19 protein-coding genes and 1 tRNA gene are annotated in these 17,935 nt (G+C 54.9%); 11 read left to right on the top strand and 9 right to left on the bottom strand.

What is annotated here, in order from left to right; genetic code table 11:
* The first annotated feature begins 114 nt into the window (after positions 1 to 114).
* Together HEQ61_RS06280 and HEQ61_RS06275 are read left to right on the top strand one after the other, a co-directional pair.
* Entirely contained in the window at positions 115 to 351 is a 237-nt protein-coding gene (locus HEQ61_RS06280; protein WP_168021255.1) for a hypothetical protein, read from the top strand.
* 433 nt (positions 352 to 784) lie between these two features.
* Positions 785 to 1,663 (top strand): hypothetical protein, encoded by an 879-nt coding sequence (locus tag HEQ61_RS06275; protein WP_168021254.1) that lies wholly within the window; start codon positions 785 to 787, stop codon positions 1,661 to 1,663.
* A 217-nt stretch (positions 1,664 to 1,880) separates the two neighbouring features.
* Here the strand turns inward: HEQ61_RS06275 and HEQ61_RS06270 are convergent, their stop codons facing one another.
* Positions 1,881 to 2,435, bottom strand: coding sequence for a hypothetical protein (locus HEQ61_RS06270; RefSeq protein WP_168084763.1), 555 nt, complete (start codon positions 2,433 to 2,435; stop codon positions 1,881 to 1,883).
* A gap of 242 nt (positions 2,436 to 2,677) precedes the next feature.
* Between HEQ61_RS06270 and HEQ61_RS06265 the strand changes: the two genes are divergently transcribed.
* Both HEQ61_RS06265 and HEQ61_RS06260 read left to right on the top strand, forming a co-directional pair.
* The gene (locus tag HEQ61_RS06265) at positions 2,678 to 3,271 is read left to right on the top strand and encodes a hypothetical protein (protein WP_168020970.1); all 594 of its coding nucleotides are present in this window, start codon (positions 2,678 to 2,680) and stop codon (positions 3,269 to 3,271) included.
* On the top strand, positions 3,268 to 3,657 hold the full coding sequence (locus tag HEQ61_RS06260) for a hypothetical protein (RefSeq protein ID WP_168020969.1): 390 nt from the start codon (positions 3,268 to 3,270) through the stop codon (positions 3,655 to 3,657). The genes HEQ61_RS06265 and HEQ61_RS06260 overlap by 4 nt, the downstream gene beginning before the upstream one ends.
* Here the strand turns inward: HEQ61_RS06260 and HEQ61_RS06255 are convergent.
* Positions 3,633 to 4,100, bottom strand: coding sequence for a hypothetical protein (locus tag HEQ61_RS06255; protein WP_168020968.1), 468 nt, complete (start codon positions 4,098 to 4,100; stop codon positions 3,633 to 3,635). The genes HEQ61_RS06260 and HEQ61_RS06255 overlap by 25 nt on opposite strands.
* Before the next feature lie 74 nt (positions 4,101 to 4,174).
* Between HEQ61_RS06255 and HEQ61_RS11590 the strand changes: the two genes are divergently transcribed.
* Together HEQ61_RS11590 and HEQ61_RS06245 are read left to right on the top strand one after the other, a co-directional pair.
* Positions 4,175 to 4,387: a BrnT family toxin gene (locus tag HEQ61_RS11590; protein ID WP_168020967.1), complete on the top strand. Its 213-nt coding sequence runs from the start codon at positions 4,175 to 4,177 to the stop codon at positions 4,385 to 4,387.
* On the top strand, positions 4,350 to 4,625 hold the full coding sequence (locus HEQ61_RS06245; protein ID WP_322099209.1) for a BrnA antitoxin family protein: 276 nt from the start codon (positions 4,350 to 4,352) through the stop codon (positions 4,623 to 4,625). Before HEQ61_RS11590 ends, HEQ61_RS06245 begins: the two co-directional genes overlap by 38 nt.
* A 192-nt stretch (positions 4,626 to 4,817) precedes the next feature.
* Here the strand turns inward: HEQ61_RS06245 and HEQ61_RS06240 are convergent, their stop codons facing one another.
* The 4 genes from HEQ61_RS06240 to HEQ61_RS06225 all read right to left on the bottom strand — a co-directional run bounded on the left by HEQ61_RS06240 (position 4,818) and on the right by HEQ61_RS06225 (position 8,038).
* A complete protein-coding gene (locus tag HEQ61_RS06240; RefSeq protein ID WP_168020965.1) occupies positions 4,818 to 5,552 on the bottom strand; it encodes a thermonuclease family protein in 735 nt (244 codons plus the stop codon).
* 198 nt (positions 5,553 to 5,750) lie between these two features.
* Entirely contained in the window at positions 5,751 to 7,043 is a 1,293-nt protein-coding gene (locus HEQ61_RS11500) for a DUF6538 domain-containing protein (RefSeq protein ID WP_168020964.1), read from the bottom strand.
* Positions 7,044 to 7,260: 217 nt separating this feature from the next.
* Positions 7,261 to 7,337, bottom strand: a tRNA-Arg gene (locus HEQ61_RS06230).
* A 125-nt stretch (positions 7,338 to 7,462) separates the two neighbouring features.
* Positions 7,463 to 8,038 (bottom strand): YqgE/AlgH family protein, encoded by a 576-nt coding sequence (locus tag HEQ61_RS06225; RefSeq protein ID WP_066133249.1) that lies wholly within the window; start codon positions 8,036 to 8,038, stop codon positions 7,463 to 7,465.
* A 166-nt stretch (positions 8,039 to 8,204) separates the two neighbouring features.
* On the opposite strand from HEQ61_RS06225, the gene HEQ61_RS06220 reads away from it, so the two are divergent.
* The 3 genes from HEQ61_RS06220 to HEQ61_RS06210 all read left to right on the top strand — a co-directional run bounded on the left by HEQ61_RS06220 (position 8,205) and on the right by HEQ61_RS06210 (position 11,834).
* Positions 8,205 to 10,190: a protein-disulfide reductase DsbD family protein gene (locus HEQ61_RS06220; RefSeq protein WP_168020963.1), complete on the top strand. Its 1,986-nt coding sequence runs from the start codon at positions 8,205 to 8,207 to the stop codon at positions 10,188 to 10,190.
* Positions 10,191 to 10,252: 62 nt separating this feature from the next.
* Positions 10,253 to 11,005: a substrate-binding periplasmic protein gene (locus HEQ61_RS06215; protein WP_168020962.1), complete on the top strand. Its 753-nt coding sequence runs from the start codon at positions 10,253 to 10,255 to the stop codon at positions 11,003 to 11,005.
* A gap of 76 nt (positions 11,006 to 11,081) precedes the next feature.
* A complete protein-coding gene (locus HEQ61_RS06210; RefSeq protein ID WP_168020961.1) occupies positions 11,082 to 11,834 on the top strand; it encodes a substrate-binding periplasmic protein in 753 nt (250 codons plus the stop codon).
* A gap of 73 nt (positions 11,835 to 11,907) precedes the next feature.
* On the opposite strand, the gene ahcY is transcribed toward HEQ61_RS06210, so the two are convergent.
* Positions 11,908 to 13,200 carry an adenosylhomocysteinase gene (gene ahcY / locus HEQ61_RS06205; RefSeq protein WP_168020960.1) on the bottom strand — a complete coding sequence of 431 codons (1,293 nt, stop codon included), beginning with the start codon at positions 13,198 to 13,200 and terminating at the stop codon, positions 11,908 to 11,910.
* A gap of 150 nt (positions 13,201 to 13,350) precedes the next feature.
* Entirely contained in the window at positions 13,351 to 15,309 is a 1,959-nt protein-coding gene (locus tag HEQ61_RS06200) for an acetoacetate--CoA ligase (RefSeq protein ID WP_322099208.1), read from the bottom strand.
* Between the two features lie 176 nt (positions 15,310 to 15,485).
* On the opposite strand from HEQ61_RS06200, the gene HEQ61_RS06195 reads away from it, so the two are divergent.
* A complete protein-coding gene (locus HEQ61_RS06195) occupies positions 15,486 to 16,250 on the top strand; it encodes an SDR family NAD(P)-dependent oxidoreductase (protein ID WP_168020958.1) in 765 nt (254 codons plus the stop codon).
* A gap of 77 nt (positions 16,251 to 16,327) precedes the next feature.
* On the top strand, positions 16,328 to 16,918 hold the full coding sequence (locus HEQ61_RS06190; RefSeq protein WP_168020957.1) for a malonic semialdehyde reductase: 591 nt from the start codon (positions 16,328 to 16,330) through the stop codon (positions 16,916 to 16,918).
* Positions 16,919 to 16,961: 43 nt separating this feature from the next.
* Here HEQ61_RS06190 and HEQ61_RS06185 read toward each other — a convergent pair whose 3' ends face one another.
* Positions 16,962 to 17,825 (bottom strand): alpha/beta fold hydrolase, encoded by an 864-nt coding sequence (locus tag HEQ61_RS06185; protein ID WP_168020956.1) that lies wholly within the window; start codon positions 17,823 to 17,825, stop codon positions 16,962 to 16,964.
* Positions 17,826 to 17,935: the final 110 nt, after the last annotated feature.

Genomic DNA, 17,935 nt, shown 5'->3' with positions numbered 1-17,935 from the left:
CTTGGCTCGTGCACAACGGATCCGGGTCAGGGCGTATACAATGCATTGAAAAACAATGCTCTTCACCCGCCAGCGATCGCTGGTCTTGGTGTTGTTTATGCAAGAGAAAGTAGTATGAGTAAGAACTACCCAGACCGTTTTCCCGAGGAAATGGGGCGGGCCATACGCGCCCAGGCCGGGCTGATTGCGGATGCCTGTGGCCGGACCGCCTATCAAAGGCGGAAACGCTGGATGCAGGGGGCGCTGCTGGCGACAGCAGTAGCAGCCGGAATGGTTGTCGGCTATGGCGCGGCGCGGCTCCTTGAAAAGCCAGCCTCAACCTGTGACACAGTTCTGGTTGTCCAGCGCTGAGAGAGCGTTTCGTAACGAACTGCGGGCCACGTGCGCCCGCAGTTTTCCACAGCCCGGCTTGTGTGTGTAAAATTTTTAATACGGTCCGCAGCCTTTCCGCAGAAATGACGGTCGCAAAATTTTACACGGTCTTCCACCCCCCTATATAAGGAACGCGCGCGGGCGTTTAAAAACCAAAAAACAAATAATAAAAACAAAAGGCTTGGCAGGGGCGCAGGCCACCACGGATCTGCCACCCGGCAACAGGCGCATGTATGTTTTCGTCCTTCATGATTGTGAAATTGCAGAGGACAAAACTCTGGACTGTCATTTTGCGTGTCGGTATTTGTTGCTACCCACAACTATGGGCCTTGCAACAAAAAGGGGGACTGCCAGTGACGCTTTCATCTATCCAAGACGCGAGGCCCCCTGAAAATCATGGGGGCCGGTCGGCATGAACCACGCTGATTTAACCTTGGTATTCGATGGCGCTGCGGTCGAGAACGGAGAAATCGACGTTCAGAATTTAGGCCCTGCCTTGATCGCCCTCGGCGATTTGATTCAATCTGCCAATGAGGAGCTCAATAAAAAGCGCGCACAAGTTTCTGTGCGTGTAAAGGCAACTGCCGCTGGTTCTTTTGAGGTTGGTATTGGGACTGCCCAATATTTAATGGACAAGGCATTGCCATTGCTGGATTCCATCCCAGTCGATGGCGATCAAGTAGTAATTATTGCTTCTGTATTGGCAATAATTGAGTCACTAATACGGCTATATAAATTTCTTAAGGGGAAATCTCCAGAGAGGGTCGAGCAAAAGGGGGATCGCCATTTACATATTCACCTTGATGGGAATACTCAAGTTATCGATCCAAGAGCGCTACAGCTATTTGAGAGCCTTCCTGTACGTAAAAACACAAAGAGTCTTGTTGATGTTCTGCTGACAGATGGAATCGATAGCTTAAGGTTCAAGAGAGCGGGGCAGAAAGCCGTCGAAATCTTCAAGAGCGAAGTCGGATATTTTGACGTTGAGGGTCCAGAACTGGAAATCAAGGAACTTACCCGCCCAATGCGGCTGCAGATTATCAGCTTGAGCTTCAAGAAAGATAACAAATGGCGCGTTACGGACGGGAGCGAGCCCTTCAATGCCACGATTGAAGACGCAGAATTTCTCAATCGCATTGCTACGAACGTGGAGCTCTTTGCAATGGGCGATCATCTGCAATGCGTTGTGCGTGAACGGCAGTTTCAGTCCAATGCAGGAATACGCAAGGAATATAGCATCATCAAGGTTCAGCAACACCACCCTGCAACGCAGCATCCCCGCTTGCTTTAACTGACCCACCCATCCGTTTTTCGCTTGCATCCACCATGCCGTTTCGATAACGTCCGCGTTGGAGCCAAAAAACTCCATGTACATGCACTAGCGGATAACCGCACCGAATTGAACGCGGTTTTTTTGTGCCCGGATTCTGTCCGTGGCACTCCTCCCTTCGGCGGGAGGGCGGCGAATACAACACCCGCAAGGGAAATAAGCCCGCTCGACTGCCTGACTAGTGCCAGTGCATCTCGGGTTTTTTGCCTCCCGCCACCAGCGGCCATTGCGGCCTCTGGATGGTGCGTCGATACGCCGAAGGGGAGTTTTTCTCGATGATGTTCACGCATCGCATGACCGAAACCGAGCGCCTGCGCTGGGTCAGCAGCCCGCCCACCCATCCGTTTTTCGCTTGCATCCCCCATGCGGTTTCGATAACGTCCGCGTTGGAGCCTAAAGACCTCCATGTACATTCAACAGCGGATGGCCGCACCGAATTGAACGCGGTTTTTTTGTGCCCGGATTCTGTCCGGCGCATTCCTCCCTTCGGCGGGAGGGCGGCGAATACAATACCCGCAAGGGAAATAAGCCCGCTCGACTGCCTGACTGTTGACAGTGCATCTCGGGTCTTTAGCCTCCCGCCACCAGCGGCCATTACGGCCTCTGGATGGTGCGTCGATACGCCGAAGGGGAGTTTTTCTCGATGATGTTCACGCATCGCATGACTGAAACCGAGCGCCTGCGCTGGGTCAGCAGCCCGCCCACCCATCCGTTTTTCGCTTGCATCCCCCATGCGGTTTCGATAACGTCCGCGTTGGAGCCTAAAGACCTCCATGTACATGCAAAGGCGGATGACCGCACCGAATTGAACGCGGTTTTTTTGTGCCCGGATTCTGTCCGGCGCATTCCTCCCTTCGGCGGGAGGGCGGCGAATACAACACCCGCAAGGGAAATAAGCCCGCTCGACTGCCTGACCTTTGCCAGTGCATCTCGGGTCTTTAGCCTCCCGCCACCAGCGGCCATTACGGCCTCTGGATGGTGCGTCGATACGCCGAAGGGGAGTTTTTCTCGATGATGTTCACGCATCGCATGACTGAAACCGAGCGCCTGCGCTGGGTTATTCACGTGGGAGGACGAAAGGACCTGAGCCTGAGTGCCCGCGTTGTCGCTCTTTCACTGGGCGGTGGCCTCGCTCCGTTTATTCAGGCATCCATTATGCGCACAGCACGCGGCTTGGCCGAGGTCAGCGGAATGTGCGTGCGGACCTGCCTGACCGCGCTGCGGAAGCTGCAAGCGGCTGGACTTCTGCCCAGAACCCAGACTGTACGGCAGCCCCTGAAGACGGTGACAGCCGCCCTGAAGGCCGCCATGACCTGCATGGGCATTCTGCGTCGGGACCCGGCAAAGGATGCTGTGGAGCGCCTGGCGACCACCTTGCATGAGTCAGGCTGCCGGGTAGCGGAAACGCTGGTCCGTCAGGCTGACGCAGCCTTTGACGGCCTGATTCTGGAACTGCAGTGCTCGTCCTTTGCCTGTGACTGGCTGACAGGCCGTCAGCAGCATGAACTGCGGCGGGCAGCAGACCAGGCAGGCCTTCAGGTACACGTAGTCAGGGGGAGCGCCGGATGATGGGTCTGCAACAGATGTACACCGCACCATCCTCAGATGTCCTGCCCGACCCGGTTGTGATGCTGGCCCGCCAGCTGGCCACGGTAACCCGTGTCGCCATGCATCAGGCCCCGCTGGATCCGGACAGCACAGCCCTGATCGACCAGCTGGAGCACCGCATCAGCCACGCCCGGGCAACCAGCCTTGACGGCGCGCTGGCACAGGGCCTTGCAGCCTTCGGGATCCTGTCCGCCCTCGAAGATGAAGCGGGCGACGCGGACCCCGATGCCCTGATCCGCCGGGCCTGTCGGCTGGTGGCTTCTATGCTGGGTGTTCTGGAACAGGCCGCATCGGTCCACAGCGCCACACTCGGCGGGACGTATTACGGCGTGCGGGCCCTAACATGAATAAAGAAAATCGTGTTCTCCGCACCCGGGAACAGTGCGACTTCCAGCAGAGTTGGAGCCATTTCCCAACGCAGTACGTGCTTGTTTTGGAAAGTGGGCCTGATATTGGTTGGAAGCCCAAGTTGGGAAAGGCTAGATGCGTGGTACAATGCATTCTTGGGGTGTATCGTGAACCAATCGGCTTTTCCACCAATGAAGACAATCGTGACGGCCCCATTTTTATAGGCGCATTTATCACCGTACTTGATTTTTTCGCATTTCTCAGGACTTCCCAGCGCGTCAGCTACCTCAGCCTTGCTTTGGCCCGCCAAGATTGCGACAGGTATAAAATCAGAGGTTACTGCCTGCTCATGACCGACTGCTTCTGCTACGTCAGGGCTTATCAGAACAGTGGCAGCCAGAAGAAATATAAGCACAGAGGGTAAAATTTTTAGATAGTTCACCACTATTTTTCCTTTTTGAGAAATTCGCCTTCCAATGATTTGCGAAATATAAAATCACTTTATGAGTGTACTCAATGGGATTCTGTTGCAACGGAGCAGCAAGTGCGCCTCAACCCTTGAAAGAAGCGGCTGTATATGGCGAGCAACGCCTTATCACTGTAGGCTATATGGATGGACGCATGGTGGTGATGGTATGGACGCCGCGCCGGAGCGCGTACCGCATTATCAGCTTGAGGAAAGCCAATGCCCGTGAAGAAAAAAGGTTCCAGCCCCGCCTGGGTGGATGAAGACGATGCCCCGGACCTGTCAGCGCCGGAATGGGCACAGGCTTTTGACAAGGCACCTGTGAGACGGTGCCGCCCTCCGCTGAACCGCACCAAGGCATCGACAACCGTTCGTCTTGACCCGGACATTCTGGAGTATCTGAGAGCAGGCGGACCCGGTTGGCAGACCCGACTGAATGCCTTCCTGCGTGAAGCTATCGCTGCCGAACAAAACCAAAGATCCCGGAAGCACACATCTTAAAGAGCAGGTGCCTTGCTCGGCGGCAAAAATGGCTCGATCACTGTCCCCTATGCATCCGACAGCCAAAACAAATACCGCATAAGGGCCTCCAACTCATTGAGCGAAAGACTGGAGTCTGATTTGCGGCATCAAATCAAGGCAGTAAATCGGTTTTGACCCTAGAACGCGAGTGAGCATAGAAATTCTCCTTTTTTAGCGTTTAGGAAGCCTGCCGCCTGCCTGTAGGCAGGCATCAAGTGTATCATAGGGTGTGTAGTGCCGAGTTTTTGAATAATATGTAGTTCCGGGCGCATGGCAGATACCGCTGCGAGACATTTTTACAGAACCGCTAACTACTCCTTGGGCAATAGCACTAGGTTCAGTGGCTGTTGGGTTACCATAATTGGGCAGCTGCGCCGATGCGTTGCCACCTCTCCGATATTCCCATGGGGGTATTGGGTTGGAATCCGACCAAATAGCTAACCGAGTCTGTCTTGCTGTACCTTCGGCAGCAGAATACTTAACTCTATCATCTGGGCTTTGGTCTGATTGATATTGCTTATAATACCATGCGTAACCGCGCTCTATTTGAGCCAAATTAGCATCTATCCCGCCTACGAATATTTTGCATAAATTTTCAGCATACCGATCAGTGCTTGGGCAGTCTGCTACTACTTGTTTGTTGAATACCAGTTCTGAAAGGCTCTGCTTGGATTCCTGTCCGAAAGCTTGGGAGTTTTCCGGTGCATCTATTCCCATCAAGCGGATTTTATGTTGCCGATTATTCTGGTCGAGTAGTGTTACGGCGTCTCCATCAGATACACCAACTATTTTCCCAGATAATTGGTTTGCCGCCGCCGTTTCAGTTGTGGTTAGAATGATAAGTGCGATAATGACGCGTAAGAGGCGCAGTAAATATTTTATCTGTGGTTTTGTAATATTACCCATGCTGCACCTCTACTTCATTGGCTATAAGACCAATCTATATTGATGCTAACATGCATGAATGCTGTATTGAATTGATAATGCGATGAAAGAATTGGCAATTTTATTTAACTAACGGTCTGCGCATTGCATAAATACAATAACAGGCAATCCAATCATTTATCTATCCAAGTAAACAAATAGTATGAAGCCCTCACGCATTCAGCCGACGGCGATTTTTTCCAGCCATTCCTGCTTGTGCTTCAGCGTTGCTCCGGCCCCGTAGCGGGGTCTGTGGAAAGTGTGTCCCATCAGTTCCGCTGCGATACGGTCAGGTGCGTCCACAGCGATCAGCCGGTCCTGGAACGCATGTCGCAGGGAATACAGGCTCTGGGTTTTTGTCTCGAACAGATTGTGCTCGTTCATGTACTTGTTGATCGCCGTGGTAAAGCTGTCTGTCTTGCCGCGATAGCGCTGGATGCCTCCGTTTTGCAGAATCTGTCGTGCTGCCTCCAGAGCGGCCCCGACCAACGGAATATCCCGCCTTGATTGCGATGTCTTGATGGCGCGCACCGCATTCGGCCTGATCTTGATGTGGGGAACAGGCCCTTCCAGCAAGATATCCTCGGGTTCCAGCCCACAGATCTCCCCGGGGCGTGCACCGGTTTCCACCAGAATGGCGACCAGGCAGCGGGCTTCCTCGTTCACGCCGGACAACGCACCCGGCCCAAGAAGCGTTCCCCGGATCCAGTCTGTCGAGACGGTCTCGCCACGGTTTTTGCCCATTCCATCGGTTTCGCGGAACATCAGATCGGCAAAAGGATTCTTGAAGCCAAGCCCCAGCTTTTCATCAACAACCCGGATCATGCCCTTGATATGGATCAGGTCACGGTTCGCCGTGTTGACTGCAAGGTTCTCCGCCCCCAGGCGAACGGCCCACCAGTCACGGAATATCAGGGCATCGGTGCGGGTTACCTCTGTCAGTGGTTTGTCTCCAATCACAGAGATCAGGTTGCGGACGGCCCTTTCACGGGCCAGACGCCAGCCCCGGATCTGCCTTTCATTCTTTCCGCGCAGCAGTTCCGGGGTCAGGCGGGCATATTCGGGGTAAAGATCGGACAGAAGCAGGACAGGCCGCTCAACGCCGCCCATGACAGCGACAATGGTGGGAGGTGTCACGGTATCCTGCAGGGATTCAAGGCGCTCGACAGCGTCTCCGACCGGCCCGGCCACCAGCTCGGAAAGAGGGCGGTACACCCAGCCCAAGCGGCGGGAAAGCGCGACGGCACGCTGATAGCGTTCACGCAGGGCTGCTGTTTCGCCGCCAAGGCGCAGTTCCGCCCAATAGGTCTCGACGGCAGTATTGATGTGACCGACAAGCCGCCGTGCCACATCGAAGCTGTCTGTGCCGAGCGCAATCTTCACAAAACGACCCAGCTGAGGTGCCAGATCGATGGGTGCCCGTCGCCGGAAATAGAGTGTACGCCCTTGTTGTACGATATAGCGACTGGTCACGTTGCGATCCCAATGTATCCAAAAATGTATCCAAAAATGTATCCAAAAATGTATCCAAAAATGTATCCAAAAATGTATCCAAAAATGTATCCAAAAATGTATCCAAAAACGCGCTGTTTAACGTATCCCAAACCCGGAGGGGGCAGAAGGGGTCCCGTTAATGCATTGTTTTTAAAGCAAAAATCCCCGCGACATGTTTCAGTCGCGGGGATTTTTATGGCGCACTCGACAGGATTCGAACCTGTGACCCCTGCCTTCGGAGGGCAGTACTCTATCCAGCTGAGCTACGAGTGCTTTATAATGTCCCACCATGCCGCTTACACAGCGGGGAAGCGGACAATACTGCATGTTCTCCGGTTAAAGCAACGACAATCGACCACAGGAAAGCAGCAAAACACAGCATAAACCCATAAGCCGGATCAGGCATGCCCGGCTGTGTCGCTCAACATGGCCGGCTCAAAACCCAGTTTACGGATGGCCCGCTCCCACTTCTGTTCTGTTTCTTGGCCAAAAAGAAGGGCCTCATCAGCGTCAACAGTCAGCCAGGCATTCTCTTTCAGCTCGCTGTCCAGCTGACCGGGGCTCCAACCTGCGTAACCCAGCACCATCAGGCTGGCACGCGGCCCCTCTCCGGCCGCAATGGCCTGCAAAACATCTGTCGTCGCCGTCAGGGCAATGTCTGAATCAACGGTCAAGGTCGCTGGCTGGCTGTATTCCGCCGTATGCAGGACAAAACCGCGTGCGGATTCAACAGGTCCACCAAAATGAACCCGGATATCCTTGCAATGGGGTGTACTTTCAATACCCAATTGTTCCAGAATGTCGGGAAAGGATACTTGGGCGATAGGACGGTTTATAACCAACCCCATGGCACCTTCCGCAGAATGGGCACAAACGTATATGACGGTACGGGCAAAATTCGGGTCATTGATGGCTGGCATGGCGACCAGACATTTCCCGGCGATATAACCTGATGTGAGCTGTGCTTTTCCCATGACTCTCCATCTATTCGCTAACGGGCGCCAGTGCAAGCCATGTAATGCGCAAAGCGGGGCATTTGGTCGATTGTCTCACGAAGCAGGGCCGATACCTAGACAGGGAAATCGGGAAAGGCTGGTTTATGGCTGGCTGGCTTACTTTCAACAGCGGGTGGCCAAAGTCATGCCCAAGCCACCAGAAGGGGCACTGATGCGTCATTTACTGTTTTTTCTTTTCATAACAGCCTGCTCCACATCTCCGTTGCGGGCACAGGGGGAAAGCACCGCCTTCTTTGTCACAACCCCGGAGGCCCGCATCAGTCTTCTGGCCGGACAGACAGCAACAAAAGGACAAAGCGCCCTTCTGCTCGGGCTTCGCTTTGAGCTGGAAAAAAGCTGGAAAATCTATTGGCGCAATCCTGGTGACGCTGGATTTCCCCCAACCCTGTCATGGGACAATTCGGAGAATCTGGCTGATGCCAGAATCATCTGGCCCGTTCCGTCACGATTCTCCTGGGCCGGTCTTGAAACCATTGGGTACGAAGGTGATATCACCCTGCCCATAGAGGCACAGATCGTGGACCCGGCCAAACCGCTCCACGCCAACCTACGGGTCGACTATCTGGTGTGCTCGGACATTTGCATACCCGGAGCCGTCAGCTTGGCCCTTACGCTGCCGAATGGAGAAGGATCCATATCGGCAGATGCCGAACAGATCAATGCATACAAGAAGCAAGCTCCTGGTTCCCATCACGGTCTTCGTATTCTGTCCGCTGCGTACAAAACCGGAGAGGACGGCCTGCCACGTCTGAGCATAGAAGCCGAATCAGACACGCCTTTCTCGGATGCCATAGACCTCTTCGCTGAATACGACATACGGGACAACCCTGAATTCGTCGGCACACGCAGACCAACGGTTACAACAAGCAGCGACAGGAAACGGATCTATCTGGAGACGCAGCTGGGAACACGTCCCGCTCTTGACCAGCACCTCACACTGACCCTCGTCGATGGAAACAGGGGGACAGAAACCAAACTGATACCTGATCACGCGTCACCGTCACCTACACTCTCCCAGCCGGGATTGGTAGCCATGCTGGGACTGGCTTTCATTGGCGGGCTGATCCTGAACCTGATGCCCTGCGTCTTGCCAATCCTGTCATTAAAAATCCTGCATCTGGCCCATCATGCTGGACGGAACCAACGCGAGATACGTATGGGATTCACCGGATCCGGTATCGGCGTCGTCCTGACCTTTGTGGGAATTGGAATCATACTGGCAGCCCTGAAAGCAGGTGGGGCGGCCCTTGGATGGGGCATTCAGTTCCAGAATCCCCTGTTCCTGGGAATTCTGGTCATTATCCTGACCGTTTTTGCCCTGAATCTCTGGGGCTTGTTTGATATTCGCCTGCCAAACTGGTTGTCGCGGGCAACGGAAAGATCGCTTCCATCCTCATCGCAATGGCTCCCATCCCTCGCCAACGGTGTTTTTGCAACCCTTCTGGCAACTCCGTGCTCGGCACCATTTCTGGGTACCGCTGTTGGATTTGCCCTAGCACAAGGCCCATGGAATATCATGTTGATATTCGCGGTTATGGGATTTGGCATGGCCCTTCCCTGGTTTCTGGTGGCCATTACTCCCCAACTTGGGCAATGCCTGCCCCGGCCCGGACACTGGATGATCCGCTTGCGTCAGATTATGGGGCTTGCACTTTTGGCAACTGCCTTCTGGTTACTCACGGTCATCATTGCCCAATACCGTGGACCCGACAAGCCAGAGGAAGGATGGGTTGCGTTCGACACACAGATGATCGACGCTCACGTTGCCAATGGTCAAACCGTTTTTGTCGATGTTACGGCACGGTGGTGCATAACCTGCCAAGTGAACAAGGCCGTTGTCCTGTCGCAGGAACCCGTTTCCACACTTCTGTCACAACCCGGCATTATGGCCATGCAAGCAGACTGGACCAGCCAGAATCCGTCCATATCGCAGTATATGGCCAGTCACGGGCGATACGGCATTCCCTTTAACGCGGTTTACGGCCCGGGACGACCGGACGGCATCATCCTGCCGGAACTGCTGACCGCCCGGGCCGTACAAGAGGCACTGCAACAAGCCCAATATCCTGACAAACATATCATTACGGAAAACAACAGGACTGTTCCCTGAAGCGAAATCTGCTCCTGTGTTATAATCCGCTGTCCATAAGCAGAAACGGCGGGAGACCCGGAATGACGCTGTTCAGGGCACTGAGGGCCTTGCTGCTTGCGTATGCCATCCTTCCCGCTCCATACGCCATGGCAGAGGGATTACCGGTTGTCACAGGCGACTACCCGCCCTACTCCGGCCAGACACTTCCCGGGGGTGGCATATCAACCCAGCTGGTCATGGCGGCTTTCAAGGCTGCCAATATGGCCGAGCCAGAAATTCTGTGGGAATCCTGGAAGCGGGGCTACGAACGCAGCAAAGGCGGTGAGATTGCGGCAACATTCCCCTATGCCAAGGATGACGAACGTGAACAGCACTTCCTGTTCACAGACCCGCTCCACATAGATCAAGTATCGTTCTTTACCCGCTCTCTGGACATCGATGCCGTCAACGGATCCTGGGCCAGCATGAAGATCTGCATTCCACAGGGATGGATTGTAGAAACTTATAGGGAAATCATGGACACATTCTCCCTGACCCTGCAACAACCCGCCAGTATGGAACACTGCATGAAGATGCTGCAGGGAAAGAGGGTTGACCTGGTGCCATGTGCAACAATTGTCGGCATTTACGAAATCAAACAAGCCTTTGGCAGTACAGAGGGTTTTACAGCCTCACCCCATCACCGCCGGGAAAACAGAACGTATCTGATGATAAGCCGCGCGTGGCCGGATGCCGACAAGCTGGTTGAGTCTTTCAACATGGGGCTGAAATCAATCCGCGAGAGTGGAGAATACGCCCGTATTACCAAGGAATATACACTAAAAAGCCCTTGATCTTCCCAAGCTTGATGGCATTGAGCCGCTGTATCAATCCAGATGCAGCTTACGGCCCTACAGACGGAGAAACAGGATGAAACGCTTCCCTGCCCTGCTCGCTATTCTTCTGTGCTGCATACATGCCGGGCCGTCTGCAGCACAGGATCCGCTGTCGCTGGTCACCGGAGACTATGCCCCCTATTCCGGTGAAAACCTGCCCCAAGGCGGACTGTCCACAATTCTGGTGCGCGCAGTTTTCAAGGCTATGGACATGCCCGAACCAAAAATGCTGTGGATGCCCTGGAAGCGCGGATACGAACAGGCAAAAAGCGGTGAATTCCCGGCAACCTTTCCCTACTTCAAGGATTCCGAGCGCGAGAAAGATTTTCTCTTCTCAGAGCCTCTGCACATTTACAAGCGCGTATTCTTTGCCCGCTCACAGCACATTGAAGCCCTGAAGGGTGAGTGGAACAGCATGCGCCTGTGCGTACCCCTTGGCTGGACTGTTGAGCCCTTTACGGAAATCATCCGCGAGTATTCCATGGAGCTGCAGCGCCCCGCATCGCTGGAAAGCTGCATGCGCATGCTGGAAAGCAGCCGCACCGATCTGATCGTTGATGACGAGATTGTAGTAGCCCACGAGCTGAAAAGAACCTTTGGCACCACCGATGGCTTCTCGCCCTCCACACACAAGCAACAGGAAGATCGCAGTTACTTTCTGGTCAGCCGTGCGATCAAGGATTCACAGAAGCTTCATGAAACTTTTAATGAAGGGCTGGCAAAGATCCGAGCCAGCGGAGAGTACGACAAGATTGTCGAGACGTACCGTCGGGAACATCTGAAATAAAAGACAGGATAAAAGAAAGACCCCTCTATAACAGAGGGGTCTTCTGTATGCCTGAACCCAGTCAGAAGTCCGGTCAGTAACGGTATGCGTCGGACTTGAAGGGCCCCTCGACGCTGACACCAATGTAGTCAGCCTGGGCCTTGGTCAACTTCGTCAGCTTCACGCCCAGCTTTTCCAGATGCAGAGCGGCAACCTTCTCATCCAGAACCTTAGGCAGAACATAGACGTCCTTCTGATAGCTGGCATAGTTCTTCCAGAGTTCAATCTGGGCCAATACCTGGTTGGTAAAGGAAGCAGACATCACAAAGCTGGGATGACCGGTTGCACAACCCAGATTGACCAAGCGCCCTTCAGCCAACAGGATGATGCGCTTCCCGTCGGGGAACTCGATCTCGTCAACCTGCGGCTTGACATTGTGCCACTTGAAATTACGCAGTCCAATCACCTGGATTTCGTTGTCAAAGTGACCAATGTTGCAAACGATGGCCCGGTCGTGCATGGCACGCATGTGGTCAACCGTAATAATGTCCACATTCCCGGTCGTGCTGACAAAAATATCCCCACGCGGAGCAGCTTCTTCCATCGTTGTGACTTCATAGCCTTCCATCGCAGCCTGCAAGGCGCAGATAGGATCAATTTCCGTCACGATGACACGGCATCCTGAAGCCCTGAGTGATTCCGCAGAACCCTTGCCCACGTCACCAAAGCCGGCAACAACAGCTACCTTCCCGGCCAGCATAACGTCTGTCGCACGGCGGATACCATCAACCAAGGATTCACGGCAGCCGTACTTGTTGTCAAACTTTGACTTGGTGACACTGTCGTTGACGTTGATCGCCGGAACACGCAGCTTGCCTTGGCGGGCCATGTCATAGAGACGCAATACACCTGTCGTAGTTTCTTCCGAGATACCGCGAACATCGTCCAGCATTGCAGGATACTTGTCGTGCATCAACTGGGTCAGGTCACCACCATCATCAAGGATCATATTCGGACGCCAGCCATCGGGTCCATGGATCGTCTGTTCAATGCACCACCAGAACTCTTCCTCGCTCATTCCTTTCCAGGCAAAGACGGGAATCTTTGCTGCGGCGATCGCAGCTGCTGCCTGATCCTGTGTGGAGAAAATATTGCAGGATGACCAACGCACCTGGGCGCCCAGCGCAACCAGTGTCTCGATCAGAACGGCTGTCTGGATGGTCATGTGAAGGCAACCGGCAATCCGCGCGCCCTTCAGGGGCTTTTCGGCACCGTATTCCTCACGCAGGGCCATGAGGCCCGGCATTTCGGTTTCAGCGATCACAATTTCCTTGCGACCCCAGTCAGCCAACCCAATATCCTTGACCTTGCAATCGGTAAAACTCATGGCGATGCTCCGCATTCCAGATTGATTCACAGGCCCGGACACACGGCAGCGCCAAAGGCCGGATCTGTCTGTACCAGACACAGAAAAGAGACACAAGAACACATAAGGATATCTTTATGTCGGAAGGGCACCCTCCCGTGCCATCAACAATCAGGTGGACAACTCGGGACGGTTGGAAAAATGAGCCAAGGCTTCCGGGTTGGCCAAGGCTTCCATGTTCTTGACTGGGCGCCCGTGCACAACCTCGCGCACAGCCAACTCGACAATCTTTCCGGACTTGGTTCGCGGAATGTCGGCCACTTCGACAATGCGGGCCGGCACATGACGTGGCGTGCAGTTCTCGCGTATTGTCTTGCGGATACGGTCCTGCAGGGCAGGATCCAATGACACACCGGGGCGCAGGCGAACAAACAGGATAACACGGGTATCATTGTCCCAGTCCTGCCCTACGACCAAAGACTCAACAACTTCTTCCAACTTCTCGACCTGGCGATAGATCTCTGCCGTACCAATCCGCACACCACCAGGATTCAGCGTTGCATCGGATCGCCCATAGACAATAATCCCGCCGCTGCCGGTCAGCTCGACCCAATCACCGTGGGTCCAGATTCCGGGAAAACGTTCAAAATAGGCACTGCGGAACTTTGCACCATCGGCATCACCCCAAAAGCCAACCGGAACAGCCGGAAATGCCTTGGTGCACACCAGTTCACCCTTCTCACCCCGTATTGGCTTGCCGGCCTCATCGAAGACATCAACCGCCAGCCCAAGCCCCCGCCCCATGATCTCACCACGACGGACCGCCCCCAAGGGGTTGCCCAGCATAAAGCAGGACACAATGTCTGTTCCGCCGGAAATGGACGCCAGCAGAACATCAGGCTTGATCGCATCGTATACGTAGTCAAAAGATTCAGGAACCAAAGGAGAACCCGTCGAGGCAATAACACGAACGCTGGACAGATCGTGGGTATCACGCGGGCGCAGGCCATCCTTGCGAATGGCATCGATCCATTTGGCTGACGTTCCGAAGAATGTGAAACGCTCTGCCTGGGCATAATCAAACATTGCGTTTCCCGAAGGCCAAGATGGCGCCCCGTCGTACAGCATCAAGGCAGCCTTGACAGCCAAGGCCGACACCAGCCAGTTCCACATCATCCAGCCGCAGGTGGTGAAGTAGAAGACCCGGTCTCCAGCTTTCTCGTCACAATGGAGGACATGCTCCTTGACCTGCTGGAGCAAGGTACCGCCATGGCTATGCACAATGCACTTCGGGACCCCTGTTGTTCCGGATGAAAACATCACAAACAACGGGTGATCAAACGGCAGGCGGACAAAGTCCAGCTTGCCCGGAACAAAACCACCGAGAAACTGGTCCCAAGATACCGCCTTCGGTACAGACGAAATATCTGGCTTCTCGGTTACGTAGGGCACAACAACAACCGTGCGCAAGGACGGAATGCCTTGGGCAACAGCCCGCACCTTGTCGCGGATATCATGACTTTTGCCGTTGTAATGATAGCCATCCACGGTCAACAGGACGACAGGCTCTATTTGACCGAAACGATCAAGGACACCCTGAACACCAAAATCCGGGGATGCTGAAGACCAAACAGCCCCGATCGATACGGCTGCCAGCATCAGGATCAGGGTCTCGGGCATGTTGGGCATATACGCGGCAATCCGGTCACCACAGACCACACCGGCAGCCTGTAACGCCTGCCTGGCCCGTGATACCTGCTCACACAGCTGCCCATACGTCAGACGGCGCTGCACCTTGTCCTCGCCACGGAAGACAACGGCCAGAGCATCCGCCGGGCGGGGCCGCAACAGGTTCTCGGCATAATTGACACGGCCTTCGGGAAACCAGCGGGCACCGGGCAAACGACCGGGATCATCAACAACAACCGATCCCGGATCACCGATCAGTTCACAGAACGTCCAGACTTCTTGCCAGAAAGCGGGAATATTCTCGACGGACCAGCGATGCAGCGACTCATAGTCAGCAAGCGAGACGCCGTACCGGTCATTGATACGGGTCATGAACGAGAAGAGATTGCTCGCCCGGATACGTTCATCCGAAGGTTGCCACAAGATCGGCGACTCTGACACCCGACTCTCCTGCTCTGAACGGGCATAACAAGAGACTGTGACGCATTCCACAGCCGACGCCAAGACAGCGAATATAAAACTGCACCTCCTGCCCCGTTTTTGCCGTGTGAGCATGTACATCGCGGCGGGCTTTGCATACAGTCAGCCAAAGACCGTATCCAGATGGGGGATCATTGATGGATATAAAGGGACTCGCTGCAATCATAACCGGTGGAGCATCCGGGTTGGGACGGGCAACGGCTGGTGTCCTTGTTCGGGCCGGAGCAAGGGTCAGCATACTGGATACCGATACCAGCCGCCTGGAAGAAGCGGCACAGGAAACCGGGGCAACACCCATAACCTGTGACGTCACAGACCCTGGCTCTGTGCACACAGCCCTGAAGACGGCAAAAGCTACACATGGCCCGGCCCGAATTTGTGTCAACTGCGCCGGGATTGTTCATGGTGGCCGTATTGTTGGTCGCAATGGCCCCATGGATCCGGCAGGTTTCCACAAAACCATCGCCATAAATTTGGTCGGGACATTCCATGTCATGAGCCAGGCGGCATCCGACATGATGGAGACAGACCCCATCGGACTGGACGAAGAACGGGGGATTATCGTTAATACCGCCTCTATTGCCGCGTTTGACGGTCAGATTGGCCAAGCCGCCTATGCTGCCTCGAAAGGAGGTGTTGCCGCGCTCAGCCTGCCGGCAGCGCGGGAATTTGCCCCTCATGGCATCCGGGTCATGTGTATTGCGCCCGGACTGTTCGAAACGCCAATGATTGCCGGACTTCCACGCGACGTACATAGCAGCCTTGTGTCCAGAACCCTGTTCCCTCGACGCTTGGGACAAGCGGAAGAATTTGGTCACATGGTGTTGGCTGTTGTGAACAATCCCATGCTGAATGGAGAAACCATCCGCCTGGACGGGGCTTTGAGGCTTGAGCCAAAATAAAGTCCTGCCCGGATGACCCACAGATCCGGCGATGCTACAATCGCCGGATCCAACCCCGGTGACAAGGAGCCTGATCTGTGTCTTCTTCCCTGGACAAGGCCGCACTGGCCCAACTCTTCATCGATGCCCGTACCCACAATGGCTGGAACAAGAAGCCTGTTCCAGAGGCAACCCTGAAAGCCCTGTGGGACCTGGCCCGGATGGGACCGACAGCTGCCAACTGCTCCCCCATGCGGGTGGTCTTCGTCACCACGCCAGAAGGCAAAGAACGTCTGCGTCCTGCACTGGATGAGGGCAACGTTGAAAAAACCATGAATGCGCCGGCAACAGCCATTGTTGCATACGACACCGCTTTCTATGATCACCTTCCCACCCTGTTCCCACATGCCGATGCCCGCAGCTGGTTTGCCGGTAACGCCGCCCATGCGGCAGAAACAGCCTTCCGTAATGGCTCCCTGCAGGGGGGGTACCTGATTATGGCCGCCCGGTCGCTTGGACTGGACTGCGGGCCCATGAGTGGCTTCAACCCCGATAAACTTAATGCCGCTTTCTTCCCTGATGGTCGCTTCAAGGCCAATTTTTTATGCAATCTGGGCTATGGGGATCCATCGAAGCTATATCCGCGCAGCCCGCGCCTGGCTTTTGAGGAAGCCTGCCGCATCGTGTAATCCATTGCTGACCGGTTGATGCCTTGCACACAGCCTCTGCCGGTCAGCCTCGCCCACCCGCCGGTGGCCAGTGGCGCCAGAGCCATTCCCTCAGGACAGAAGCAGCCTGGTGCCATAGCGTGCCCAGCATCATGGCATGACCCACGCCGTTCAGGACTTGGGACTCCGCGCCGTAATACCGGGCTGTCAGGTGGGCCATCCAGGGCGGTACAAAGCTGTCTTCCGAGGCACCAATCACAAGCATGGGTATGCTCCGCCCATTGGCAGGAACAGGGGGCGGGGCCAGCGTCATATCCGACTGAATGGCAACGGACTCCGGCTGCAGGCGCTCAAGATAAACACGCGTTTCCTCCATCGGTTCCGTCGGGGAAAACATGGCACGGTGAATTGTCTGGGGCGACAGGGCTGACATCCCGAAATTTTGCAGGGCGACAATCTGGAGCAACAGCGATGGATCATGCGTCATCATATGAAGCGACGTTCCCCATAATCCGCCCGGGGGCACCGATGACATCAGGACAGCCCCCTGCACAGGACGCTTCACAGAAAAATCCTGCACGTCAAAAGATTCGATCACCCTCTGGACAACCATGCCGCCCATGGAATGGCCCACAAGAATTGGTGGCGCGGGAAGACGATCCATAACGGAAAGCACGTCAGCCATATATTCAAACACGTGAGTTCCAGACAGATGCTCGTAACCACCACTGGCTCCGTGTCCTCTCAGGGACAAGGCATACACGTCAAACCCCTGGCCAGCCAACCAAGGCAGAAAGTTTTCCTGCCAGACCCAGGCTCCGCAGAAAGCACCATGGACAAACAGCAGCGGGGGAGCGGCAGAAGGCACAGATGGCTTCTGATTGATGACCTCAAGGTCAGGAACAGGCAAGGAGGTCCTGGAAGACATCAGACCATCCACAACAGTTTCTGGCAGAAGTAAAACGCGAACCCCTGCACAGAAAGGACGGAGGGCAGCATCCTACGGCATCAAACGCGTCGATTATACCTCACAAGACA

The organism is Haematospirillum sp. H4485 (assembly GCF_012102745.1).
Classification (GTDB): Bacteria; Pseudomonadota; Alphaproteobacteria; order Rhodospirillales; family Rhodospirillaceae; genus Haematospirillum.
Note: the sequence above shows the minus strand (reverse complement) of the source record. Positions and strands in the feature narration are given on the sequence as shown.

Bases quoted from the DNA above. Each gene is read 5' to 3' on its own strand.
- HEQ61_RS06280 (WP_168021255.1), top strand. From the start codon at position 115: ATGAGTAAGAACTACCCAGACCGTTTTCCCGAGGAAATGGGGCGGGCC.
- HEQ61_RS06275 (WP_168021254.1), top strand. From the start codon at position 785: ATGAACCACGCTGATTTAACCTTGGTATTCGATGGCGCTGCGGTCGAG.
- HEQ61_RS06270 (WP_168084763.1), bottom strand. From the start codon at position 2,435: ATGGGGGATGCAAGCGAAAAACGGATGGGTGGGCGGGCTGCTGACCCA.
- HEQ61_RS06265 (WP_168020970.1), top strand. From the start codon at position 2,678: ATGGTGCGTCGATACGCCGAAGGGGAGTTTTTCTCGATGATGTTCACG.
- HEQ61_RS06260 (WP_168020969.1), top strand. From the start codon at position 3,268: ATGATGGGTCTGCAACAGATGTACACCGCACCATCCTCAGATGTCCTG.
- HEQ61_RS11590 (WP_168020967.1), top strand. From the start codon at position 4,175: ATGGGATTCTGTTGCAACGGAGCAGCAAGTGCGCCTCAACCCTTGAAA.
- HEQ61_RS06240 (WP_168020965.1), bottom strand. From the start codon at position 5,552: ATGGGTAATATTACAAAACCACAGATAAAATATTTACTGCGCCTCTTA.
- HEQ61_RS06225 (WP_066133249.1), bottom strand. From the start codon at position 8,038: ATGGGAAAAGCACAGCTCACATCAGGTTATATCGCCGGGAAATGTCTG.
- HEQ61_RS06220 (WP_168020963.1), top strand. From the start codon at position 8,205: ATGCCCAAGCCACCAGAAGGGGCACTGATGCGTCATTTACTGTTTTTT.
- HEQ61_RS06215 (WP_168020962.1), top strand. From the start codon at position 10,253: ATGACGCTGTTCAGGGCACTGAGGGCCTTGCTGCTTGCGTATGCCATC.
- HEQ61_RS06210 (WP_168020961.1), top strand. From the start codon at position 11,082: ATGAAACGCTTCCCTGCCCTGCTCGCTATTCTTCTGTGCTGCATACAT.
- ahcY (WP_168020960.1), bottom strand. From the start codon at position 13,200: ATGAGTTTTACCGATTGCAAGGTCAAGGATATTGGGTTGGCTGACTGG.
- HEQ61_RS06195 (WP_168020958.1), top strand. From the start codon at position 15,486: ATGGATATAAAGGGACTCGCTGCAATCATAACCGGTGGAGCATCCGGG.
- HEQ61_RS06185 (WP_168020956.1), bottom strand. From the start codon at position 17,825: ATGTCTTCCAGGACCTCCTTGCCTGTTCCTGACCTTGAGGTCATCAAT.